Source organism: Pseudoduganella sp. GW821-FHT11H04, from assembly GCF_058807935.1.
The window spans coordinates 1-22,775 of sequence record NZ_JBXARE010000020.1 but is presented as its reverse complement, the minus strand read 5'-3'; the positions used below and the strand labels follow the sequence as shown (position 1 = coordinate 22,775).

Sequence of the window (22,775 nt, the reverse complement as noted above, 5' to 3'; positions counted from 1 at the left end):
CCCGGCCGCCTACTCGCGCCGACGGCTCCGCCAAAGGCCGCCACGCCCAGTCCCGCCAGCGGCATGGTCTGGATCAAAGGGGGAATATCAAAGTCACGGCAAGGCCGCCGCCTTCGCGGTTGGCCAGCGTGATGCGCCCGCCATGGGCCTCGGCGATCTCGCGCGCCAGGGCCAGGCCGAGGCCGGTTCCGCTGCGCTTGGTGGAGTAGAAGGGCACCAGGGCGTTGGCCAGCACCGCCTCGCTCATGCCGGGACCGCGGTCTTGCACTTCGATGCGCAGCATTCCTTGCATGCGACGCAATTCGAGGGCGACTTCATCGGGCGGCGAACCCGATTCATGGGCGTTTTTCAGCAGGTTCAGCAAGGCTTGCTCCATCTGAGCCGCATCGAAGGCATGCGCTTCCTCCGGCACCTCGCCGAGCAGCTTGAACTGCACCTGGTCGGACAGTGCGGAAAGGAAGGTGCGCCAGTCCTGCTCGTCCAGCCGCGGCGTGGGCAGCTTGGCGAAGCGGGCGTAGCCGAGGATGAAGCTTTCCAGGTGGCGCGTGCGTTCCTCGATGGTGGCCAGGATTTGCGGCAGGCGCTCGGTCTGCCCGCGCCGCACCAGTTCGGCGCCCGAATGGGCCAGCGAGGTTAGCGGCGCCAGCGAGTTGTTCAGTTCGTGGCTGATGACGCGGATGACTTTTTTCCAGGTCTGCACTTCCTGGCGGCGCAGCTCTTGTGTCAGCTGGCGCAGCAATAAGAGTTCATGTGGACGGCCATTCAAGCTAAAGCTACGGCGCGCAAGGTGGAAAACTTCCTCCTCCTCGCTGTCGCCGATGGTGAACAGACCGTCGCCGCCGCGGCCCAGGGCATCACGCAGGGCTGGCTGCACGCGCGCCAGCAGCTCCGGCAGGTGCAGGCCCTCCAGCTTGCGCCCCTCGTTCACCAGCTGGCGCGCTGCCAGGTTGGCGAAGACGATGGCGTCGTTGTCAGTCACAAGAAGCATGGCCACAGGCGTGTGCTGCACCATGGTATCAAGCAACAGTTCGCGCTGCACCAGGCCCAGGCGCTGCTCACGCAGCACGTGACCCAGTTCATTGTGGGCAGCTACCAGGTCGCTCAGCTCATCATTCTGAGGCCAGTGCAGGCTGAAGGAAAAATCCCCATCGCGGTAACTGGTAACTGTGCCGGTCAGCGCGCGATAAAGCGAGAGCTGGCGCTGCAATTGGGCACGGATCGTAATGACGGCCAAGGGTACCAGGCACAGCAAGGAAATGCCGACCACGATGGTGGGATGCTTCGGCAGCAGCTGATCCAGCCCAAGCGCGATCAGGATGCCCGTTGCAGTGAGCGTCCCCACTAGCGCCGACCAGCGAGTTAAAAGTGACAGCCGCATCTCAGCCCACACCCGAGCCCGTGTCACACCTTGGGGTCACACCCCAAGTGTGACACGGCCTCTGCCATGCAGCGGCTGGGCTCGTGTCACACTTGGGGTGTGACCCCAAGGTGTGACACGAACTGGACAGGAGCGGCGGATGGTGCGGCGTCATGGGCGGGCGATGCCGAGGCGTTCCATGCGGCGGTAGAGGGCTTGGCGTGAGAGGCCGAGCTCGCCGGCGGCTTGGGCGACGACGCCGTTGGCGCGCTGCAGGGCGGCGATGATGGCGTCGCGGTCGGGTTCCTGGTCGGGGCCTGCGGCACTATTGGCTTGGCCGTTGCTGGCGGCGGGCAGTCCGAGGTCGGGTACGGTGATGGTGTCGCCTTGCGCTAGCAGGCTGGCGCGGGCCATGACGTTTTTCAGTTCGCGTACGTTGCCTGGCCAGCTGTGTGCGAGCAGGGCGGCTTCGGCGTCGGGGCGGAGCTGGCGTTCTGTACCGAGGAAGTGTCGTGCCAGCGGCAGGATATCGCCGGGGCGTTCGGCCAGCGGCGGCAGGCGCAGTTCGATGACGTTGAGGCGGTAGTATAGGTCTTCGCGGAAGCTGCCGGCGCGGATCATGGCGGGCAGGTCGGCGTTGGTGGCGCTGATGACGCGCACTTGCACCTGGCGTTCGCGGTTGGAGCCGAGGCGTTCGAAGCGGCCGGTTTCCAGTACGCGCAGGAGCTTCATTTGCCCGGCCAGCGGCAGGTTGCCGATTTCGTCGAGGAACAGGGTGCCGCCGTCGGCTGCTTCGAACTTGCCTTCGCGGGCTTTGGAGGCGCCGGTGTAAGCGCCGGCGTCGGCGCCGAACAATTCGGCTTCAATCAGTTCGGCTGGCAGGGCGCCGCAATTGAGCACGACGAAGGGGCCTTCGCGTACGGCGGAATTGGCTTGGATGATTTCGGCGATGCGTTCTTTGCCGGTGCCATTGGGGCCGGTGATCAGCACTGGCACATCGGCGCGGGCGACCTGGCAGGCGAGCGAGATCACGCGCTCTGTGGCGGGGTCGTTCCATACCATCTTGCGCAGGTTGTAGCGTTCCAGTTCGCGGCGCTGGCGCAGTTCGTCGTTGCGGTGCTGGTTGAGGGCGCGGTTGGCCTGGCCCAGTTCCAGCAGGTTGCGCACGGTGGCGATCAGGCGCTTGTCGTCCCAGGGCTTGGAGAGGTAGTCGGCGGCGCCGGCTTTGATCAGGTCAACGGCGGCGTCGAGGTGGGTCCAGGCGGTGAGCAGGATGACCGGCAGGTCGGGGTGGTGCTTGCGGATGGCGCGGAATAGTTCGATGCCTTCTTCGCCGGAGGTGGTGTCGGCGGTGAAGTTCATGTCCTGCACGACGAGGTCGATGCTGGCGCTGCGCTGGTCGAGCAGGGCGAGGCCTTCTTCGGGGGAGGCGGCGTGCAGGGAGTCGATGTCGTGCAGGGAGAACAGGACTTCGAGGGCGACTGCTACGGCGGCGTTGTCGTCGATGATTAGTACGGTTGGCATTTTGGCAGCATACATGAAAACCGGTAGTTCTGGGTCAGACCCGAGGGTCTGACCATGTACGGTTTTGCGGTTTGTAGTTTGGGTCGTGCGCCTTTGACTTTCGACGAAGATCAAAGGCGTACAACCCAGGTCCGCGGCGCTAGCGCAGGCGGGTCTGACCCTCGGGTCAGACCCAGGTTTGCCGGGTTCAGGCCGAGCGGGTCGCCAAGGCCGGCGAGATGGAGGCGGCGCGCCACGCCGGGCCGTACACGGCGGCGATGCCAAGCGCCCAGAACGCGGCGGCGCCAATCACCATATACTCCGCCGGCAAGCGCGCCAGTTCCAGCTTGGACACCAGCAGCTGGTTCAATGCCAGCGCCCCCAGCAGACCGCCAGCAATCCCCGTCGTAGTGATCATCAGGTTCTCGGTCACAAAGTAGCGCAGGATGTCGAACTTGCGCGCCCCCAGCGCACGCCGTACGCCGATCTGCTTGCGGCGCTGCGTGACCCACAGGCTGGCCATGCCGACGATGCCGCTGGCCGTCACCATCATCAGCAGTACGCTGACGGTTATCAGCATCCATGCCAGCGCATAGTCGGCCTTGTAGCGGTTCACTCGCTGCTCCGACTGCGTTTTGCTGTGCACAACCACCTGGCCGTTATGCAGCTTGCGGATCGCCTCTTCGGCATCCTTCATGGCGCGGTCGCGCTGGCCCGGTTCGGCACGCAGTGTGTACAGCGTGCGGGAGGCGCCGGAGGTGCGCGCCGGCACCATGGTCGACATCTCGCCGTCCGCACCCATTGCGGCGCTCGGGGTTTCCAGCGTGTCGATCACGCCGACCACGGTGACTTCGCGCGCTTCGGCGCCGGTGCCGTAAAACATTTTCTTGCCGACGAAGCTGGCCGCATCCGGCCACACTTTCTGGCCGAGGGCCTTGGTGATCAGGGCGATGGTGGGAAAGGCCTTGCTGGTCTTCTGGTCGAACTCCAGCACGTCCTGCGGCGTGAAGTCGCGGCCATCGATAATCTTCAGGCCCCAGGTCTTGACCAGCGACTCGGAGGTGACGTACATCGACGGGCTGGCGGAGCTGCGCTCCTGTTCACGGCTGGCCGCTACGCTGTTGTAGTTGCCGGAACGGGAGAGCACGATCTGGTTGGTTGTGGCCACCGAAGTGATGCCCGGCACGGCGCGCAGCGCGGCCGCCTCCGCGTTCTGGGTGGCGATCTGCTGCTCGTGGCCGCCAGGGTTGAGCGCCTTCACGTTGATGCTGAACACCTGCTCTTCGTTGGCGATGCCGGTCGGGCGCGCCGCAACGGCCTGGCGCACGCTGACGATGTGCAGGGCGTTGGCCAGGATGGCGAGGCTGAGGGCCACTTGCACGGCCACCAGGATCGGGCCGGTCTTGGAGCGCATCAGCGCGGAAAAGATTGGTTTGATTTCCATATTGTCCTCACTGCGATTTCAGTTGCAAGGCCGGGGTGACCTGGCATGCGCGCCAGGTCGGCAGAAGGCCGGCCAGGATGGCGGCGCACACCGACATGACGAAGGTCACCAGCAGCATCATCCAGTCCATGCGGGTGGTGACGGCGATCTGTTCGGAGATGCTGCCGATCAGGGCCAGTGCGCCGAGCGCCAGAAGCAGGCCGAGGATGCCGCCGGCCAGGCCCACCACCGCGCTCTCGATCAGGAACTGGGTGAAAATTTCCTTGCGCGAGGCGCCCAGGGCGCGACGCACGCCCACTTCCGGTGCACGCACCGAGAACTTCGCCAGCAGGAGGCCGATGGTGTTGACCAGGCAAAGCAGCAGGAAGCCGAAGGCCAGCATGGCCGACAGCCGGCTGTCGTTGCCCACCACCTTTTGTTCTTCCAGCCATTCCATCACGTTGAACAATTTGTTCGGGGCATTGCGCTGCAGGCGGCCCAGCTTGCGCTGTTCGCCAGCGTAGGCGTCGAGCCAGGCTTGCAGTTGCGGGCGGTCGGACACCGAGTGCAGTTCGAACCAGAACTGGATCCAGATGCATTCGGAATCGAGCAGGGCCTGGTAGCCGGGGCCGCGGTCGCTGCTGCAGTTCATATTGCCGTTCTGTCCCATTTCGTGGCGGATCGCGTTGTGGAATGGGATGTAGAACTCGTCCTCGTCGCCGAAAGCGCCTGGGCCGCCGACGATGCGGTGGTAGCGGGGCACGGGGTTCCATTTGCCAAACACGCCGACCACGGAGTAGTCGAAGCCGAACATGCGCACGCGCTGGCCGACCGGATTGGCGTTGCCGAACAGTTTTTCAGCCAGCTTGCTGCTCAGGACCACCACATCGGAACCGGCTTTGTCGTCTGCTTCGCTCCATGGACCGCCGTGCAGGAAGGGCACTTCGAACATGGCAAAGAAGTCGCGTGTCGGGGTCAGGCCTTCGACGGTGAATACCGGCATGTCCTTGCGCACTGGTTCCACGGTGCCGGAAGCCCCACGCATCGCGGTGCGGCGGTCGCCCTGGCCGGAAGCGAGCAGGTTGACGGCGTCGCGGTAAGACATTTCATCGCCTTCACGCTCGCCCGGGGTGTAGCCTTTCAGCGGACCGTTATCAACCATCGGCACGATCAGGCGCTCGCTCTTGCCCGGGATCGGGTCGCCCGACATCACGTGCAGGATGGTCAGGGTGGAGACGCTGGCGGCCACGCCGATCGCCAGGATCAGCACCATCAGCGCGGTCAGCACCGGGTTGCGGCGCAGGCTGCGTACGCCCAGCAGGAAATAGTATTGGAACATCTCAAGCCTCCTTGGCAACCACCAGCGATGGCGATTTGCGCACCAGGTCCGACACCTGGCCGTCGATGATGTGGACATTGCGCTGGGTGCGCTGCGCCAGTTCCGGATCGTGGGTCACCATCAGGATCGTTGTGCCTTCGGCATTGATCTCTTCCAGCAGTTCCATCACGCCGCGCGCCATCTGGGTATCCAGGTTACCGGTCGGCTCGTCGGCCAGCAGCAGCTTGGGCGAGCCGGCCAGTGCACGCGCAATTGCCACGCGCTGCTGCTGGCCGCCCGACAGTTCGGCCGGGAAGTGGCGCATGCGCGATGCCAGGCCGACTTTGGACAGCGCGTCTTCGATGCGCTCCTTGCGTTCGGCGGCGTTGAAGCCGCGATAGCGCAGCGGCACGTCGACGTTGTCGAACAGGTTCAGGTCGGGGATCAGGTTGAAGCCCTGGAAGATGAAGCCCAGTTTTTCATTGCGCAGGCGCGAGCGGGCGTTGTCGTCCATGCCTTTGACGTTGATGCCATCGAGGACGTAGTCGCCGCTGGTGAAGTCTTCCAGCAGGCCGGCGATGTTCAGGAAGCTGGTCTTGCCGGAACCCGATGGGCCGGTGACGGTAACGAACTCGCCCTGCTTGACGTCGATCTCGAAGCCGCGCAGCGCGTGGGTTTCGATCATGTGGGTGCGATAGACTTTGCTCAGGTTATTCATGCGCAGCATGTTTAATCTCCGTAGGGGTTATTTGTTGATCGAAACGCGCTTGGCGTTCTCGAAGTTTTCAGTACCGGCGATCACGATCTTGTCGCCTTGTTTCAATCCATTGACGATTTCCACTGCCGCCACGCTGGTCGCGCCCAGTTGTACAGGGCTGCGCACGGCGACGCCGTCCTGCACCAGGTAGACATAGCGGCCGCCTTCCGATTCCACGAACGGGCCGCGCGGCACCATCAGCACATTGTGCTTTTCGTCGATCAAGAGGCGGGCGGAGAGGCGTTGGTTCTGGCGCAGGCCTTCCGGTTGCTGGTCGAAGCGTACGCGCGCCAGCACCTGGTTCTTCACCACTTCCGGCGACAGGGCGGACAGCTTGCCTTTGGCCTTCACGCCGGCCACCTCGATTTCGGCGGTCATGCCCAGGCCCAGGTCGTTGACATAGGTTTCAGGCACTTCCAGTTCGACTTCCAGCTGCGACAGGTCAACCAGTGTCATGAGCGGCGTATTAGCCTGCACCACGCTGCGGTTGGCCACCGACAGCGTACCGATGAAGCCATCAACCGGCGCGCGCACGGTCAGCTCGTCGACGCGGCGCTGGGCGTTGGCCAGCGACAGCTTCTGGCGTTCCATTTGCGCGGTCTTGGTTTTCAGTTCCAGCGCCACGTTGTCGCCTTCCAGTTCTGCGGCTTGCTTGGTGTGCTTGGCGCGGATGTCGGCGGCGGCCACGGCGTCCTTGGCTTTCTGCAGGTCGATCTTGGCGATGATGCCTTCGGTCGACACGCTTTCGTAGCGCTGCAAGGTGCGTTGGGCAGACACACGGTCGATTTCTGCGGTGTCGGCCTCGCGCTGGGCGGCCAGTTTCTGCTTGCGCGCCAGGATCTGCTGGCGTGCGACTTCCGCTTGCAGCTCGTTGAACAGGGTCTGTTCTTTTTTCAGTTCGTCGGTCAGGTCGGGCGATTCCAGCACGGCCAGCACCTGGCCTTTCTTGACCGTGTCGCCGGCGTGTACTTTCAGTTCGACTGTGGAAGTGGAGGTGGAATACAGCGTCGGGCTGACGGCGGCCACGATGCGGCCGTTGACGGCGGCGTCGCGGATCAGGGTACCGCGCGTGACTTCGCCGATGCGCAAGCGGGCGGCGCTGATCGAATGCTCGCTGCTGCTCCAGCCTTTCAGCAGCAAGTATCCGGCCGCGGCAATTGCCACGCCGCCTGCCAGCAGCAGCAATTTGCGGCGCGAAAAGCGGCTGGAGGGGACGGCGATCACTTGGTCCTGGTGTGAGGTGTCGCGGATCATGTTCTTATTCCTGGTGTTGATGATTTCGTTAATCTTGCTATTGCACAAAATGTGCCAGCTGCTAAGTAATTGATTTATATGAGGATGGTTGAGCTGTACGGGCTGTCCGCGAGCGTCCACCCTGTCCACGCTGTCCGCTCGTCCGCCAATCGGGCTACTTGATTTTTTAGTAAGCGGCTATACTTGCTGACTTATCTTTGTGGCAAGGAGTCGTTCTGTGGAGTATCCGTTCCCGGAAAGCATGCTGGCGCGATACGACGAGCTGGCCGGCACCGACGGCAATGGCGCGGTAGATGGACAGACCTGGCAGGACCTGCTGCTGACGGCATATCTGGCGCAAGTTGGCGCCGGCGCCAGCGTTTTCGGCCGCCAGATGCTGTATCGCCGCCTGCGGCGCGGGCAGGCTCACGCTGCGGCGTCTGCGTCCGCCTCGTCCGCGCGAGTCCGCGCGCTGCTGGCCGACAGTGCCGCACGCGAGCGCCTTGCTACCCGACTCACGCCTCTGCGCCAAGCCAGTGCCGAAGTCAGTGAAGCGCTCATCGTCCGCCAGGCGGACAGCGCCGCCAATGCGGCGGAAGCCTCGCCGTTGCCGCCCGCGCCGCACTGGTCGTTCTGGCTTTGGCTGCTGCCGTTCGCCTTCCTCGCCAGCGCTGCCGCAAGTTTCTTCTGGCTGCCCGCCTTGGCGCCGACCGTCGTGCTGTCGCTTGTGCTGGCCGCCATCCAGGTCGCCTTCAACTCCCGCATGCAGCAATGGCAGCCCGTCGCAGAAGCCCTTCAGCTGCAGCTTTATGCCCACAGCCAGCAGGTGGATGCTCCGGGCGCTGAACATGCCGCCCACCTGCGAGGCAAGCTTGCGCGCAATGCGATCTCCACCGCGCCCGGCGTCACTGAATACGCCGACTGGCTCATGCTGGCCAACCTCAAGCACTACTTCGCCACGCGCCGCCTGGTGCGCGAACAAGCCGCCTTCCTGCGCGAGAGCTACGAGCTGGTGGCCGCATTGGAAGCCGACCTTGCCCTGGCCCGCCATTTGTCGGAGCAAGAGCAGTGGTGCTGGGCGGAGGAAGGATGGGAGCGCGAGATCCAGCTGCAAGCCGTGCGCCACCCACTGCTGGCTGACACCGAAACGCTGGACCTCTCACTGGAAGGCAAGAGCGCCTTCATCAGCGGTCAGAATGGCATCGGCAAAAGCACCTTGCTGCGCATGGTCGGCCTGAACCTGCTGGCCGCGCGTGCGTTCGGTTTCTGCTATGCCGAATCCGCGCGCGTGCCAAACCTGCCCGTCTACGCCAGCATGCAGAACGAAGATGCGCTGGAAGGCGGCGAGAGCCTGTATCAATCGGAGCTGCGGCGCGCGCAGGAATTGCTGGCGCTGGCCAAGGAACCGCAGCGCGCCGTGTTTATCATCGACGAAATCTTCCGCGGCACGAACCACCTGGAATCAGTGTCCGCCGCCGCTGCGGTCTTGGAGCAATTGTGCGGACGCGGCACCGTTCTGGTGTCCTCGCACAACGTTGTGCTGGCCCAGTTGCTTGAGCCGTGCTGCGTTCCCCTGCTGGTGCAAAGGCGCGCCGGCCGCCTGTCGCTGACGCCTGGAGTTCTCGCCGACACCAACGGCCTCACCCTGCTGGCCCAATCAGGCTTTGACGCCTCGATCGAGCAACGGGCCCGCGACGTCTACAAGCGCCTCTCCGGCCGGCTGGTTTCTGCTTAAGTGGCTTTGCGTCGGCGCAGCCATAGCTTGGTCAGGCCATACATGATCGCAATCATCGCAAGCCAAGCGATATAGACCACGGCCAGCGAGGGCTCATAGCCCTTGGGCAGCGTGAGGCCGCCCGGGCCGCCTTCCGGAATCGAACCAAAGCGCAGCAGGAAGTACACGCCGGACAGGAAGTGGATTAAGGCGATGTGGACCACGTAAAAGAACATCGGCGTCGCGCCAAACAGCAGCAGCAAAGAAATCGGCCGCACGCGTTCCAGCCACGCCAGGGCAGGCAGCGCGATGCCGATCGTCACGCAAAGGTAAAGCAGCGAAGGCGGATACTTATGCACGCGCATGAAAGAGATGAAGTCCCACACGAAACCGCGTCCCTGCGGTGACCAGGGATCGGGATCGCCGTAGAAGTTTCCAGCGCGGAGCACGACGAACAGCATCAGCAGCGCGACTCCCGCAAGCAGCAGGAAGCGCTGCCTCCGCGCCGCCTCCCACTTGAACACTGGACCCATCGCGTAGCCAGCCGCGATCAATCCAAGCCAGGGCATCAGCGGATAAGCGATGAACACGCCGTAATTACCGGCCACAGGCCAGAAGCCGCTCTGGTGCCACATCATCCACAAGGGATTGTTGGACTGGATCCCGTCAAGCAGGTTATGCGGCAGGATCAGCAAAGCGGCGATGACCGCAATGGCCGGCCGTGGCAGCCACACCAGCCCCGCCAGCGTGATCATGCCCATCCCCAGCGCCCAGATCACTTGCAGCACGGTGACGTTGTAGCCAAATTGCCAGCTGAATGAGATCCAGGTTACCTCCAGTAGCAGCAATAGCAAGCCGCGCGTAAACAGGTAGCGTGACAGCGCCGGAATCCCGCTCTTGGTACCGCGCAGGAAGGCCGAACTCCCCGCCAACAGCACAAAGGTGGAGGCGCACAAATGCGTGATCCAGCGCGTGGCAAACCACCATGGCGTCGTCTGCGCCAGGTCTTCCGGCTGGAACAGGGCAGGCCCGAAAAAGTCGCGCGTGTGGTCCAAGGCCATCAGCACGATCACAAAACCGCGCAGCATATCGATGCTGGCCAGCCGTCCTTTATTATCCATGTCTCCCCCAAATACTTGACCTTTGGTCATTCTAGCAAGATATACTAGCCTGGTTATCAATTAACTAACTTGTCAACCTATGCGCCTGCTCTTGCTGTTGTTATTGACGTTCAATTTATCGCCTTCCTTTGCCAAATGCGAGGGCGGCCCGATCAACGAGCAGCGCTTTATTGAAGCGGGCGGCATCAAGCACTGGGTGACCATGGAAGGCAGCAATTGCTCCACCCCTGTCGTGCTATACGTGCACGGCGGCCCGGGCAATCCGCTTACTCCTTACGGCAGCGCCTTGTTCGCCGCATGGCGCGAGCGTTATACCGTGGTGCTGTGGGACCAGCGCGGCTCCGGCATGACCTACGGCGCCAATCCGTCGCCGGAAGACTCGCTTTTGACCATCGAGCAATTGCGCGATGACGGCATCGCCGTGGCGGAAAAAGTGGCGGCGCAGCTGGGACAGCGCAAACTGATCCTGATGGGCAGCTCCTGGGGTTCCGCGCTGGCGGTGCATATGGCGCAAGCACGGCCGGACCTGTTCCATGCCTATGTCGGCGTCGCCCAGATTGTCAGCGAACGGGAAAACATGACCGACGCGTACCAGAAGGTCCTCGCCCTGGCCCAAAAAGCCGCGGACCCGGAGCACCAGCCAAAGCTTGAAGCGCTGGGCACTCCGCCATGGACCAACCCGCGCAACTTCGGCGTGATGCGCCGCGCCATCCGCAAATATGAGGGCTTGGCGACCGATGCCCCGCCGCGCCAGTGGTGGCAACCGGCAGCTATCTACACCACGCCAAAGGCGATGGCCGACTACGATGCGGGTGAAGACTATTCCTTCCTGCAGTTCGTCGGCATGCACGGCGACGGCATGCAGTCCAAGCTGGACCTGTATGCGCTTGGCACCAGCTTCAAGCTGCCGGTTTACCTGGTCCAGGGCGAGCAGGACTTGCTGACATCGGTGACTGTAACGCGGCGTTACTTCGAACAGCTGAAGGCGCCGCGCAAGGAAATGGTTTTGGTGCCGCGCGCAGGCCACGACCCGAATGCGCCGTTGATGGACGCTCAATTCAAGGTGCTGGAACAGCGCGTACGGCCGACGATTTAAGCTCCCGTCGCTGCACCCAAAGCCTGGTCAAGCCATACATGATGGCGACGACCAGCGCCCAGGCGCTGTATAGCACCGCCAGCGAAGGCTGATAGCCCGACGGCAGCCACCATCCCAGCGGACCTTCTTTTGGCAGGGCGCCATAAAACCCGATGAAATAGGGCCGCGACAGGAGGTGGATCAGGAAAATGTGCACCAGGTAGTAGAACATCGGCGCGCCGCCAAACAGCATCAGCAGCGGTATCGGACGAGGCAGGAGTTCGAACCATGCCAGCAGCGGCAGCACAATGCCAAGCGTCACGCACAGGTATTGCAGCGATGGCGGATGCTTATGCACGCGCAGGAAGGAAATTAGGTCCCACACCAACCCGCGCCCTTGCGGCGACCAAGGTTCGGGATCACCGTAGAAATTAGCGCTGCGCAGCACCACAAACAGCAGCATCAGCGCGCCGCCGGCGATAAGCAGGAAACGCTGCCGGCGCGCCGCTTCCCACTTGAATATCGGGCCAAGCGCATAACCGGCAGCGATCAGGCCAAGCCAGGGCATCAGCGGGAAGTTGAACCACACGCCGTAATGTTCCGTGATGGTCCAGAAGCCGCGCTGGTGCCAGGCCAGCCACAAGGGATTGTTCGACTGGGTCGAGTCGAGCAGGTTATGCCCCATGATCAGCAGCTGCGCCCCCACGGCGATCAAGGGCAGCGGCAGCCAGACCAGGCCGGCCAGCGTGATCATGCCCACGCCCAACACCCACAGCACGCCCAATACGGTCACATTGAAATCGAAGCGCCAGCTGAAACTGATCCAGGTCGCCTCCAGCAGCACCAACAGCAAGCCGCGCGTGAACAGGTAGCGGGAAAGGGCAGGGATGCCGCTCTTTGTGCCGCGCAGGTAGGCCGAGGTGCCCGCCAGTAGAACGAAGGTGGAAGCGCATAAATGTGTGACCCAGCGCGTGGCGAACCACAGCGGCGTGGTCTTGGCCAGGTCTTCCGGGTCGAAGGCCGCCACGCCGAAATAATCGCGCGTGTGGTCCAGCGTCATCAGGATTACCACCAAGCCGCGCAGCATGTCGATGCTGCTCAGGCGCGCCGCCTTGATCATTGCCACTCCCCTTATCTTTGCCCTCTATTGTCCAAGAGGAAGGTTTTCAAGGCAAATATTCAATTTCTGTGTTGACAGAAATGAGAGAAGGGCGAAGAATGGACGGCATGGAACTTAAACCGATAGCCGAACGATTCGTATTGCACTGGGGCGAGATGGGCTCGCGCTGGGGGGTCAACCGCACCGTGGCGCAAATCCACGCGCTGCTCTACCTGGTGGCGCGCCCGATGGATGCTGAAGAAATCCAGCAAACGCTGGGTGTGGCACGCTCCAACGTCAGCAACAGCCTGAAAGAGCTGCAGTCCTGGAACCTGGTGAAGGTGGTCCATTTGAGGGGCGACCGTCGCGATCACTTTGAAACGTCCACCGATGTGTGGGAACTGTTCAAGCTAATCGTCGCCGGCCGCCGCCAGCGCGAGATCGATCCCACCGCCGCCGCCCTGACTGAATGCCTGGCCAATCCTGCGCTGGTTGACGAAGATGAAGGCACGCGCGAGCGCATCGAGGAAACGCTGAAGTTCATCGAAATCATGGCGACGCTGTCCGATGAACTCCTGCGCTACAAGCCGGAAACGCTGATGAAGACACTGGGCGTCAGCGCCAAGATCAGCCGGGTCATGCGCGGCAAATAGGGAAGTTGTCGTAAAGCGAGCGGGCAGTAATGCCCGTTTTTTTGAAGTGTCTATTTCTGTTTTTACAGAAATTACAGTCGCAAAGGAGAATGACATGCTGATCTTCGTGGAAATCATGATCCCCCTGCTGGCGGGCCTGGCCATCAGCCTTTACCTGCACAGCGTGTTGCGCAAGTTGTTAATCGACTTGTGCAGCACGGCGGAACGGTCCGACTTTTGGGTGCGCTTAAGCACCATCCTTATCACCGCCTTCCCGGTCTTGCTCTCGCTTTGGTTCGGCCATAGCAGCATGCCCGCGGTCAGCCTGGCGGAGGTGCTGCGCGCCACCCTGATTGCCACCACCAGCGGCATTGTGATTGGCGTGGCCGTGATGGGCTGGAATATTTCGAAGTCGATTCCGCGCGTGGTGAAATGAAGATCCTGGTGTGCGGCGCCAGCGGTTTTATCGGCAGCGCCGTCTGCGCGCGGCTGAGAGCCGACGGACATGAAGTGCTGTGCGGCGTGCGGCGCGTGGCGCACGCCGGCGAACTGGCAATCGACTACGCCGCTGACACGCGGCCTGCCGTATGGCGCGAACGCCTGCGCGGCGTGGACGCGGTGGTCAACGCGGTCGGCGTCATCCGCGAGCAGGGCGCTGCTACGTTTGATGCGCTGCATGCGCGCGCCCCGGCCGCCTTGTTTTCCGCCTGCGCGGAAGCCGGCGTTCGCCGCGTGGTGCAGGTCTCCGCACTGGGCGCAGCCGATGGCGACAGCGCCTATTTCAGCAGCAAGCGCGCGGCCGATGCGGCGCTGATGGCCTTGCCGCTGGAATGGACCGTGCTGCGGCCATCCCTGGTGTTCGGCCGCGACGGCGATTCGGCTGCGATGTTCTGCCAGGCCGCCAGCTTGCCCGTGATGGTAGCGCCGGCGCTGGGCGCGGCGCGCTTCCAGCCGGTCCATATCGACGACGTGGCGCAGTCCGTGGTCGCGGCGCTCGATCCCGCCAAGCCAGCGCGGCGCGTGTTGGATCTGGCGGGGCGCGATGCGGTCAGCTACGACGCCATGCTGGCGGCGTATCGCAGCGCAATGGGCCTGCCGCAGGCGCCGCTGCTGCATGTTCCGGCGCCGCTCATGGCCGGCGCAGCCTGGCTCGGCGGCAAACTGCCCGGCATGCTGCTGACGCCGGACAACTGGCACATGCTGCGCGCCGGCAGCGCACTGCACGCCGACGACGAAGGCAGCGCCGCCGCCACGCGCGAACTGCTCGGCCGCACGCCGCGCGCGCTGTGCGACTTCATCGTACCAGCCGAGGCGGAGCTGTTCCGCCTGCGCGCGCTGGCGCGTTGGCGCAGTACCTTGCTGCGCTGGACTCTCGCCATCGTCTGGCTGGCGACCGCCGTGGTGAGCGCCTTCATGTACCCGCCAGCTGACAGCCTTGCCATGCTGGACCGCGTCGGCCTCGAAGGCTGGATTGCGACAGCGGCGCTGTACGGCGCCGCTGCGCTGGATGCGGCTTTCGGCATTGCGTGCCTGGCCCGCCCGAGCCGAGCGCTTTGGCTGGCGCAGGGCGCGCTGATACTCGGCTACAGCTTCGTGATCGCCGCCTGCCTGCCGGAATACCTCTGGCATCCCTTTGGCCCCTTGCTGAAGAACGTGCCGATCCTGGCGATCCTGTTGATATTGTTTGCGGAGGAAAAATCGTGGACTACCTGACCATCAAGACCATCCACATCCTGTCGTCGGTGCTGATGGTCGGCACCGGCTTTGGCACGGCCTTCTATTTGTTCTTCGCCAACCGCTCCGGCTCGGTGGAAACCATTGCCGTCGTTTCGCGGCTGGTGGTGCGCGCCGACTGGTGGTTCACCACGCCGGCCGTGATTGTGCAGCCATTGTCGGGCGCCTGGATGATCCATCTCGCCGGCTATCCGCTGGACGCCTTATGGATCAAGGCTTCGATGGCGCTGTACGCGCTTGCAGGAGCATGCTGGCTACCCGTGGTGTGGTACCAGATCCGCATGGGCAAACTGGCGCTGGCCGCCCATGCCGACAACAAGCCGCTGCCGGCGCAATACTGGCGTTACGCGCGGCGTTGGGAGCTGCTTGGCTATCCCGCCTTCATTGCCATGCTGGCGGTGTACTGGCTGATGGTGCACAAGCCGGTGTGAAGATTACTTGTCCTGCTCCTGCGGCTTGCCCTTGTCCATCACCTCGCGGCAATCGCCCTTGAAGGTGGCGTTGTCGTAATTGGTCCAGCCGTAGCTGTCCACAACGCGCTTGTGCACCTTGAAGTCCTTGTTGAGGAAGCTCCAGCCTGGCTTGTCGTCCGGATAGCGGATATTGGCCACGTCCAGCATGGTGTGGAAGATGTTCTCCGTCGCCAGCTTGGCTTTGCGGTTGCGGATCAGCGCTTCCACCTTGTCCGGGTAGCGTTCGCGGTACTGCTCCGAGTACCACATGAAGGCCGGCACATGGAATTCATACTGCGTGTTGTGTCCGTGGAAGGCCAGGCGGCAGGAGCCGTCGTATAGAGTCTGTCCATGGTCGGCCACATAGAGCATCGATGACAACTGGCCGGTGGCCTTCAGGTCGCCGATCACCTGCTCCAGGAACCAGTCGGTGTACAGGATTGAGTTGTCGTAGCTGTTATTCAGCTGCGGCTTGATTTTCAGGTCGGTGTAGACCGGCTTGTCGATGCCGAACAGCGACGGCTGCCATTTGTCGAACTGTTTCGGATGGCGCTGGCTGTAGTTCCAGTGGCTGCCCAGCGAATGCAGCACGATCAGTTTTTTCGGCGCCGGGTCGGCCAGCGCGCGCTTGAGCGGTTCGAACAACACTTCATCGTAATTGGAGTTGTTAGTGAAGCCGCCCAGGTTGAGGAACTGGATCACGTCTGCTTCCTTGGCGAATACCGAGACCGGCGTGTCATATTGGCCGAAGGAGATCTGGTTCGACAGCCACCAGGTCTTGAAGCCCGCCTCTTTATAAGCGGTGAGGAAGGATTTCTCGCTGAAGCCATCCTTCAGGCTTTGCATGGCGGGCTTGCGCGAAATGATCACCGGCACCGACAGGCGCGTGGCCGAGACCGAGGTAATCAAGTCGGACAGCGGCACCAGGTTGCCTTCCTTGCCCAGCAGGGGATTGGTCTCGCGGTTATACCCGTTCAGGCTCCAGCGGTCGAAGCGCGACGATTCGCCCAGCACCATCACCACGATTTCCGGCTGGTGATTGCCATCGAGCTGGCGTGCGCCGAAAGCAAAGCTGGCGCTGCGCTCATTAAGTTCGGACAGGTAGCGGCGCTCTTTGTAAAAGTCGTAGCCGCGCGCAGCCAGGCCGAATGGCCAGGATTCGATGAAGGCTTTCGGCTCGAGCGGCACGCGCGCCCAGTGCGGCAGGGGAGGGCCGGGCAGCTTCAGCGTGTGGGCGCCGTTTTGCGCTGCGGTGGCCGAAGCGCTTTCTTCCTCGTCTTCCGAGGCCCTGGCGCTGGCCTTGCCGCTGTGGGCGTATGGACCCGATGGCGGCGCCGCATCGACACCAAATTCATAACCCCAGGCTGCCACTGTTCCCAGGATCACCAGGATCGCCAGCGTCGTCCAGCGCGAACCATCATGCCAATCCAGCTCGCGCGTCTGGCGCGCGGCGCGGAAGCTCAGCACCCACCACACGGCAACGGCGATCATCACCGCCACCATGCTCCAGACTTTCTGCCCTAGGAATTCCAGTGCCTCGCGCGGGCTGGTCTCGGCCAGGATGCCAAGGTGGTGGGTGGAGATGCCCTGGCCGTAGAACACGAACAGGTAAATCTCGGTCGGCAGCGCCAGGAAGGCAGGGATCAGCAGCCAGTGGAAATAGGCAGGCCGCTTGAACAGCGCCCATACCGCGACCCAGGCCACGATCTCCATCCCCAGCAACTGCCAGGGCTGCTCCATCGGCTTGCCCAGCAACAGCGGCACAAACGGCACCGCCGACAAGGCCAGGTAGCTCAATATGATAAACAGGTGGGCGGGGCGCAGCAGCAGTCGCATCAGGAGCAGGAATGTTTGGTTGAGGCAATATTATCCCGCCTTTTGCCTTTCGAAAGCTATTTTGCCGTGTTCGCGTGTGCCAGTACGCTACACGGCCCTTTCCGTTCGGCCGTGTCATAGTCGGTCCAATTGTCGCTGGCCACCAGGCGCGGGCGGGCAATATAGCCAGGCTGCGCGAAACTCCATTGCAGCCGCTCGCCGGGGTAGCGGATATCGGCCAGGTCCAGCACCGTGTGGAAGATATCGGGCGTGCCGAGGCGCGCGGCGCGGTGGCTTTGCAGCGCCGCCACCTTCTCCGGATAGCGGTCGCGATAGCGGTCGGTGTACCAGACCAGGGCCGGCACATGGTATTCGTGCTGGGTGTGGTGGTCGTGCAGGAACAGGGGGCAGGTACCTTCGCCCAGCACTTCGCCATGGTCGGATACATAGACCAGCACCGCGCGTTGCCCGCCCTGTTTCAGCATGCCGATCACTTGGGCCAAGAACCAGTCGGTGTAGCGGATGCTGTTGTCATAACTATTCCCCGCCTCGCGCTGCAGTGCGGGATCGCCCAGTCCGGGCGCAGCCAGCCCGCTCAGTGAAGGCTGCCAATGGTCGAACTCTTTAGGGTAGCGGCGCCCGTAATTCCAATGGCTGCCCAGGGTATGCAGCAGCACCAGCTTGCGCGGCGCCGGCGCGGCCAGTGCGCGCTGCAAGGGCGCCAGCAAAGCTTGGTCAAAGCTTGAAAGTTCGGAGTAGCCGCCAGGATTGACGTGCTTTACCTCGTCCGCCTCGGCCGAATAGGCGGCGAATGGCGTGTCGTGCGGACCGTAGGTGAGCTGGTTGGACAGCCACCAGGTGCGAAAGCCTGCTTCCCTGAAAGCGCTGACGAAGGATTTTTCGTGGAACTCGGGAATTGCCGCCATGCTGGGCGGCTTGCGCGTGACGATCTGTGGCACCGACAGGCGAGTGCTCGATACAGGCGACACCACGTCCGCCAGCGGTATTAAATTGCTTTCCTTCGAGAGCAGGGGATTGGTGTCGCGCTCGTATCCGTTAAGGCTCCAGCGGTCGAAACGCGACGATTCGCCCAACACCACCACCACGGTTTCCGGCGCCCCGTCAGGCAGCCGCTGGCGGGCCTGGAAGATGAAGTCCCGGGCTTGGGCGGCCAGCCTGGCCTCTTCGCTGCGCTCCTTGTAATACTCGACGAAGGTGGCGGCGAGGCCAAAGGGCCAGGTGCCGGCGACGTCGACTTCGCGGCCCAGGTCCATCGAGGGCGGCAACGATGGCATGTCCGCAAGCCCCAGCGCGCGGGCCGGAGTGAGTTCGCGCCCGGCAAAGCCGAATTCGTAGCCGTAGGCGCTGACGGCCGCCAGCGATCCCGATAGCGCCAGGAAGACCCAGCGCGAGCGCCCGCGCCAGCGCAGGCGCACACTGCGCGCCGCCACAAAGGACAGCACCCACCAGGCCGCCGATGCCAGCAGGAAGCCTAAGGCCGCCCACACCCGGCTGCCCATGAATTCCAGTGCTTCAGCCGAGGTGGTTTCAGCCAGGATGCCCAGGTGATGCGGCGACAGGCCCTGGCCAAAGAACAGCAGCAGGTAGAGTTCCATCGGCAGGGCGAGGAAAGCGGGGAGCAGCATCCAGTGGAAATAGGCCGGGCGCCCGAACAGGGCCCAGACGGTGGCCCATAAGAAGAGTTCCGAGCCGAGGATGGTCCAGGTATGCGGTACTGGATGCCCTGCCAAGAGCGGCAGCAGGGGCACAAGTGACAGAGCAAGATAGCTGGCCGCCAGGAACCACGTACGAGAATGTTGCGGGCAGCCCATTAATCTTTCGCGCAAAGAATCGAAAGATCCATTATGCCCAAAAGCCAACTATTGAAGTAATGATTAACGTTTCTTTTTTGGCTACAAAACCTTGAGCAGGATGCTGCCCAAAAAACACGCAATCCCGTTGACTGAGCGGTGAAGCAGGTATATACTCGCGAGTTCTCAATTTAGTCTGCGCATCGTATACGCGTTTGTTTGAGCGACGAACAGCGCACTCTAAGAGATACCGTTTTAGTCCCCGGGCAGGGATGCCTGGGTTGTCAATGCTGTAATTTTGTTGGATTTAAAACGATGCCAACCATCAACCAATTGATTCGCCAACCACGTACCAAGCTGGTCGTGAAGAGCAAATCGCCGGCACTTGAAAACTGCCCGCAAAAGCGTGGCGTGTGCACCCGTGTGTACACCACCACTCCTAAGAAGCCTAACTCGGCACTGCGTAAAGTTGCAAAAGTGCGTCTGACCAACGGTTTCGAAGTGATTTCGTACATCGGCGGTGAAGGCCACAACCTGCAGGAACACAGCGTTGTTCTGCTGCGCGGCGGTCGTGTAAAAGACTTGCCAGGTGTGCGTTACCACATGGTCCGTGGCTCTCTGGATACCCAGGGCGTTAAAGACCGTAAGCAAGCTCGTTCCAAGTACGGTGCGAAGCGCGCTAAGGCCGCTAAGAAGTAATTTGCAGTTTAACTGAGTTGAGGCGGTCGCGAGACCGAGTAAGTGGATGGCTATGATGGCCGCCGCGAGTGCCATAACAGGGGCGCTCAACTGAAGAAAAGGAAATGACATGCCACGTCGTCGTGAAGTACCCAAGCGCGAAATTCTGCCGGATCCAAAATTCGGTAGCACCGAAGTCGCTAAATTCGTCAACGTTCTGATGCTGTCCGGCAAAAAGTCGGTTGCAGAAAACATCATCTACGGTGCCTTCGATCACATCCAATCCAAGTCCGGCAAGGATCCACTGGAAGTGTTCACCGCAGCGATCAACAACGCCAAGCCAATGGTTGAAGTTAAGTCCCGCCGCGTTGGCGGTGCTAACTACCAGGTTCCAGTCGAAGTGCGCCCAGTGCGCCGCCTGGCCCTGTCCATGCGTTGGCTGCGTGAAGCCGCTAACAAGCGCTCCGAAAAGTCCATGCCACAGCGCCTGGGCGGCGAGCTGCTGGAAGCCGCGGAAGGCCGTGGCGGTGCAATGAAGCGCCGTGACGAAGTCCACCGTATGGCTGAAGCGAACAAAGCGTTCTCGCACTTCCGCTTCTAATACGATTGGCCGGCCACTCGTGGCTGGCCTAGTTCAAGCCGGGCGCATTTTTCTAGAAAAAATGTTGCTCGGTTTTGTCCATTCAAAGATTTAGGATCAATTATGGCCCGCAAGACCCCCATTGAGCGCTACCGTAACATCGGTATCTCCGCTCACATCGACGCCGGTAAGACCACCACGACCGAACGCGTCCTGTTCTACACCGGCGTGAACCACAAGATTGGTGAAGTGCACGACGGCGCTGCCACCATGGACTGGATGGAGCAGGAACAAGAGCGCGGCATTACCATTACCTCGGCAGCGACTACCTGCTTCTGGAATGGTATGGCGAACAACTTCAAGCCACACCACATCAACATCATCGACACCCCAGGGCACGTTGACTTCACCATTGAAGTTGAGCGTTCCATGCGCGTGCTGGATGGCGCTTGCATGGTTTACTGCGCAGTGGGCGGCGTGCAGCCACAGTCTGAAACCGTATGGCGCCAGGCTAACAAGTACAAAGTGCCACGTCTGGCCTTCGTGAACAAGATGGACCGTACCGGCGCCAACTTCTTCAAGGTCTACGAGCAGATGCGTTCGCGCCTGAAGGCCAACCCAGTCCTGATCCAGATCCCGATCGGCGCCGAAGACAACTTCAAAGGCGTGATTGACCTGGTCAAGATGAAGGCCATCATCTGGGACGACGCATCCCAGGGCATGAAGTTCGACTACATGGACATCCCGGCCGAACTGGCTGACTCCGCACAAGAGTGGCGCGAGAAGATGGTTGAAGCCGCTGCTGAAGCGAACGAAGACCTGATGAACAAGTACCTGGAAGAAGGCGAACTCTCTGAAGAAGAGATCAAGACCGCCCTGCGCCAGCGTACCATCGCTTCGGAAATCGTTCCGATGATGTGCGGCACCGCCTTCAAGAACAAGGGCGTGCAAGCCATGCTGGACGCCGTAATCGAATACCTGCCGTCGCCGATCGACATCGCCGACGTTGCCGGTACCGACGACGATGAACAGCCAGCTACCCGTAAAGCTTCGGACGACGAAAAGTTCGCTGCGCTGGCATTCAAGATCATGACCGACCCGTTCGTGGGCCAGCTGGCCTTCTTCCGCGTCTACTCCGGCGTGGTGAACGCAGGCGACACCATTTACAACTCGGTGAAGCAGCGTAAAGAGCGTCTGGGCCGTATTCTGCAGATGCACGCTAACCAGCGTGAAGAGATCAAAGAAGTCCGCGCCGGCGACATCGCCGCTGCAGTGGGCCTGAAGGACGTGACCACCGGCGAAACCCTGTGCGATCCATCCTCGATCATCACTCTGGAAAAGATGGTGTTCCCAGAGCCAGTGATCCAGCAGGCAGTTGAGCCTAAGACCAAGGCTGACCAGGAAAAGATGGGCCTGGCCCTGAACCGCCTGGCACAGGAAGATCCTTCGTTCCGCGTGAAAACCGACGAAGAATCCGGCCAGACCATCATCGGTGGTATGGGCGAGCTGCACCTGGAAATTATCGTTGACCGCATGAAGCGCGAATTCGGCGTGGAAGCAACCGTTGGCAAGCCACAGGTTGCATACCGCGAAACCGTGCGTAAGTCGGTGTCCGACGTTGAAGGCAAGTTCGTTAAGCAGTCCGGTGGCCGTGGTCAGTACGGTCACGCCGTTGTTACCCTGGAACCACAGGAACAAGGCAAGGGCTTCGAATTCGTCGACGCGATCAAGGGCGGTGTGATTCCTCGCGAATTCATCCCCGCGGTGGAAAAAGGCGTGCGCGAAACCCTGAACAACGGTGTTCTGGCAGGCTACCCAGTGGTCGACGTCAAAGTCACCCTGACCTTCGGTTCCTACCACGACGTTGACTCGAACGAAAATGCATTCCGCATGGCCGGTTCGATGGCGTTCAAAGAGGCTTGCCGTCGCGCTAGCCCAGTGATTCTGGAGCCAATGATGGCAGTGGAAGTCGAGACTCCGGAAGACTACGCCGGTACTGTGATGGGCGACCTGTCGTCCCGCCGCGGTATGGTGCAGGGCATGGACGAGATCCCAGGCGGCGGCGGCAAGATCATCAAGGCAGAGGTTCCTCTGTCCGAGATGTTCGGCTACTCGACCATCCTGCGTTCCGCGACCCAAGGCCGCGCGACCTACACCATGGAGTTCAAGCACTACTCCGAGGCGCCTAAGCACGTGATCGACGCGATCGTCACCGCTAAAGCGAAGTAAAATAAATAATTACCCGGGCGGGGGAGATCCTCCCGCCCGGTTTGACCTTAAATCTAAAGTTCTGAGGAAGAATTAAAATGGCAAAAGAAAAGTTCGAGCGGACTAAACCGCACGTGAACGTTGGCACCATCGGTCACGTTGACCACGGCAAAACCACCCTGACCGCAGCTATCGCAACCGTCCTGTCGAAGAAATTCGGCGGCGAAGCTAAAGCTTACGACCAGATCGACGCTGCTCCAGAAGA

The 22,775-nt window shown here is 62.0% G+C and carries 20 protein-coding genes; 10 read left to right on the top strand and 10 right to left on the bottom strand.

Annotated features, from left to right (window positions below):
* Positions 1–73: 73 nt before the first annotated feature.
* The 6 genes from AC1RTP_RS26410 to AC1RTP_RS26385 form a co-directional block, all read right to left on the bottom strand.
* A complete protein-coding gene (locus AC1RTP_RS26410) occupies positions 74–1,342 on the bottom strand; it encodes a sensor histidine kinase (protein WP_498611613.1) in 1,269 nt (422 codons plus the stop codon).
* A gap of 186 nt (positions 1,343–1,528) precedes the next feature.
* Entirely contained in the window at positions 1,529–2,881 is a 1,353-nt protein-coding gene (locus AC1RTP_RS26405) for a sigma-54-dependent transcriptional regulator (protein ID WP_498611612.1), read from the bottom strand.
* 187 nt (positions 2,882–3,068) lie between these two features.
* Positions 3,069–4,304 (bottom strand): ABC transporter permease, encoded by a 1,236-nt coding sequence (locus AC1RTP_RS26400; protein WP_498611611.1) that lies wholly within the window; start codon positions 4,302–4,304, stop codon positions 3,069–3,071.
* 7 nt (positions 4,305–4,311) lie between these two features.
* Positions 4,312–5,622 (bottom strand): ABC transporter permease, encoded by a 1,311-nt coding sequence (locus tag AC1RTP_RS26395; RefSeq protein ID WP_498611610.1) that lies wholly within the window; start codon positions 5,620–5,622, stop codon positions 4,312–4,314.
* Position 5,623: 1 nt separating this feature from the next.
* Positions 5,624–6,328 (bottom strand): ABC transporter ATP-binding protein, encoded by a 705-nt coding sequence (locus tag AC1RTP_RS26390; protein ID WP_498611609.1) that lies wholly within the window; start codon positions 6,326–6,328, stop codon positions 5,624–5,626.
* Positions 6,329–6,346: 18 nt separating this feature from the next.
* Complete coding sequence (locus AC1RTP_RS26385) at positions 6,347–7,612, bottom strand: efflux RND transporter periplasmic adaptor subunit (RefSeq protein ID WP_498611608.1); 1,266 nt, start codon at positions 7,610–7,612, stop codon at positions 6,347–6,349.
* Positions 7,613–7,829: 217 nt separating this feature from the next.
* On the opposite strand from AC1RTP_RS26385, the gene AC1RTP_RS26380 reads away from it, so the two are divergent.
* A complete protein-coding gene (locus tag AC1RTP_RS26380) occupies positions 7,830–9,326 on the top strand; it encodes a MutS-related protein (RefSeq protein WP_498611607.1) in 1,497 nt (498 codons plus the stop codon).
* On the opposite strand, the gene AC1RTP_RS26375 is transcribed toward AC1RTP_RS26380, so the two are convergent.
* Positions 9,323–10,426: an acetyltransferase domain-containing protein gene (locus AC1RTP_RS26375; protein WP_498611606.1), complete on the bottom strand. Its 1,104-nt coding sequence runs from the start codon at positions 10,424–10,426 to the stop codon at positions 9,323–9,325. The genes AC1RTP_RS26380 and AC1RTP_RS26375 overlap by 4 nt on opposite strands.
* Before the next feature lie 103 nt (positions 10,427–10,529).
* Between AC1RTP_RS26375 and AC1RTP_RS26370 the strand changes: the two genes are divergently transcribed.
* Entirely contained in the window at positions 10,530–11,522 is a 993-nt protein-coding gene (locus AC1RTP_RS26370) for an alpha/beta fold hydrolase (RefSeq protein ID WP_498611605.1), read from the top strand.
* On the opposite strand, the gene AC1RTP_RS26365 is transcribed toward AC1RTP_RS26370, so the two are convergent.
* Entirely contained in the window at positions 11,485–12,621 is a 1,137-nt protein-coding gene (locus AC1RTP_RS26365) for an acetyltransferase domain-containing protein (protein WP_498611661.1), read from the bottom strand. The genes AC1RTP_RS26370 and AC1RTP_RS26365 overlap by 38 nt on opposite strands.
* Before the next feature lie 107 nt (positions 12,622–12,728).
* Here AC1RTP_RS26365 and AC1RTP_RS26360 point away from each other — a divergent pair, with 107 nt between their 5' ends.
* From AC1RTP_RS26360 to AC1RTP_RS26345, 4 genes are all read left to right on the top strand, one after another.
* Positions 12,729–13,253, top strand: coding sequence for a GbsR/MarR family transcriptional regulator (locus AC1RTP_RS26360; RefSeq protein ID WP_498611604.1), 525 nt, complete (start codon positions 12,729–12,731; stop codon positions 13,251–13,253).
* A 94-nt stretch (positions 13,254–13,347) separates the two neighbouring features.
* A complete protein-coding gene (locus tag AC1RTP_RS26355) occupies positions 13,348–13,668 on the top strand; it encodes a hypothetical protein (RefSeq protein WP_498611603.1) in 321 nt (106 codons plus the stop codon).
* Positions 13,665–14,945, top strand: coding sequence for an SDR family oxidoreductase (locus AC1RTP_RS26350; RefSeq protein ID WP_498611602.1), 1,281 nt, complete (start codon positions 13,665–13,667; stop codon positions 14,943–14,945). Before AC1RTP_RS26355 ends, AC1RTP_RS26350 begins: the two co-directional genes overlap by 4 nt.
* The gene (locus AC1RTP_RS26345) at positions 14,930–15,397 is read left to right on the top strand and encodes a DUF2269 family protein (protein WP_498611660.1); all 468 of its coding nucleotides are present in this window, start codon (positions 14,930–14,932) and stop codon (positions 15,395–15,397) included. Before AC1RTP_RS26350 ends, AC1RTP_RS26345 begins: the two co-directional genes overlap by 16 nt.
* 3 nt (positions 15,398–15,400) lie before the next feature.
* Here the strand turns inward: AC1RTP_RS26345 and AC1RTP_RS26340 are convergent, their stop codons facing one another.
* Positions 15,401–17,254, bottom strand: a complete 1,854-nt coding sequence (locus tag AC1RTP_RS26340; protein ID WP_498611601.1) for a phosphoethanolamine transferase — start codon at positions 17,252–17,254, stop codon at positions 15,401–15,403.
* Positions 17,255–17,310: 56 nt separating this feature from the next.
* On the bottom strand, positions 17,311–18,984 hold the full coding sequence (locus AC1RTP_RS26335; protein WP_498611600.1) for a phosphoethanolamine transferase: 1,674 nt from the start codon (positions 18,982–18,984) through the stop codon (positions 17,311–17,313).
* A gap of 375 nt (positions 18,985–19,359) precedes the next feature.
* Between AC1RTP_RS26335 and rpsL the strand changes: the two genes are divergently transcribed.
* From rpsL to AC1RTP_RS26315, 4 genes are all read left to right on the top strand, one after another.
* The gene (rpsL, locus tag AC1RTP_RS26330) at positions 19,360–19,743 is read left to right on the top strand and encodes a 30S ribosomal protein S12 (RefSeq protein WP_028102972.1); all 384 of its coding nucleotides are present in this window, start codon (positions 19,360–19,362) and stop codon (positions 19,741–19,743) included.
* A gap of 109 nt (positions 19,744–19,852) precedes the next feature.
* Positions 19,853–20,323: a 30S ribosomal protein S7 gene (gene rpsG, locus AC1RTP_RS26325; RefSeq protein ID WP_028102973.1), complete on the top strand. Its 471-nt coding sequence runs from the start codon at positions 19,853–19,855 to the stop codon at positions 20,321–20,323.
* A 102-nt stretch (positions 20,324–20,425) separates the two neighbouring features.
* Positions 20,426–22,531, top strand: a complete 2,106-nt coding sequence (gene fusA, locus AC1RTP_RS26320) for an elongation factor G (RefSeq protein ID WP_090436020.1) — start codon at positions 20,426–20,428, stop codon at positions 22,529–22,531.
* A 77-nt stretch (positions 22,532–22,608) separates the two neighbouring features.
* Positions 22,609–22,775, top strand: a 167-nt coding sequence (locus AC1RTP_RS26315; protein ID WP_498611659.1) for a GTP-binding protein, incomplete at its 3' end; no start/stop codon positions are given.

Bases quoted from the DNA above. Each gene is read 5' to 3' on its own strand.
- AC1RTP_RS26405 (WP_498611612.1), bottom strand. From the start codon at position 2,881: ATGCCAACCGTACTAATCATCGACGACAACGCCGCCGTAGCAGTCGCC.
- AC1RTP_RS26400 (WP_498611611.1), bottom strand. From the start codon at position 4,304: ATGGAAATCAAACCAATCTTTTCCGCGCTGATGCGCTCCAAGACCGGC.
- AC1RTP_RS26395 (WP_498611610.1), bottom strand. From the start codon at position 5,622: ATGTTCCAATACTATTTCCTGCTGGGCGTACGCAGCCTGCGCCGCAAC.
- AC1RTP_RS26390 (WP_498611609.1), bottom strand. From the start codon at position 6,328: ATGCTGCGCATGAATAACCTGAGCAAAGTCTATCGCACCCACATGATC.
- AC1RTP_RS26385 (WP_498611608.1), bottom strand. From the start codon at position 7,612: ATGATCCGCGACACCTCACACCAGGACCAAGTGATCGCCGTCCCCTCC.
- AC1RTP_RS26375 (WP_498611606.1), bottom strand. From the start codon at position 10,426: ATGGATAATAAAGGACGGCTGGCCAGCATCGATATGCTGCGCGGTTTT.
- AC1RTP_RS26365 (WP_498611661.1), bottom strand. From the start codon at position 12,621: ATGATCAAGGCGGCGCGCCTGAGCAGCATCGACATGCTGCGCGGCTTG.
- AC1RTP_RS26360 (WP_498611604.1), top strand. From the start codon at position 12,729: ATGGAACTTAAACCGATAGCCGAACGATTCGTATTGCACTGGGGCGAG.
- AC1RTP_RS26355 (WP_498611603.1), top strand. From the start codon at position 13,348: ATGCTGATCTTCGTGGAAATCATGATCCCCCTGCTGGCGGGCCTGGCC.
- AC1RTP_RS26350 (WP_498611602.1), top strand. From the start codon at position 13,665: ATGAAGATCCTGGTGTGCGGCGCCAGCGGTTTTATCGGCAGCGCCGTC.
- AC1RTP_RS26340 (WP_498611601.1), bottom strand. From the start codon at position 17,254: ATGCGACTGCTGCTGCGCCCCGCCCACCTGTTTATCATATTGAGCTAC.
- rpsL (WP_028102972.1), top strand. From the start codon at position 19,360: ATGCCAACCATCAACCAATTGATTCGCCAACCACGTACCAAGCTGGTC.
- rpsG (WP_028102973.1), top strand. From the start codon at position 19,853: ATGCCACGTCGTCGTGAAGTACCCAAGCGCGAAATTCTGCCGGATCCA.
- fusA (WP_090436020.1), top strand. From the start codon at position 20,426: ATGGCCCGCAAGACCCCCATTGAGCGCTACCGTAACATCGGTATCTCC.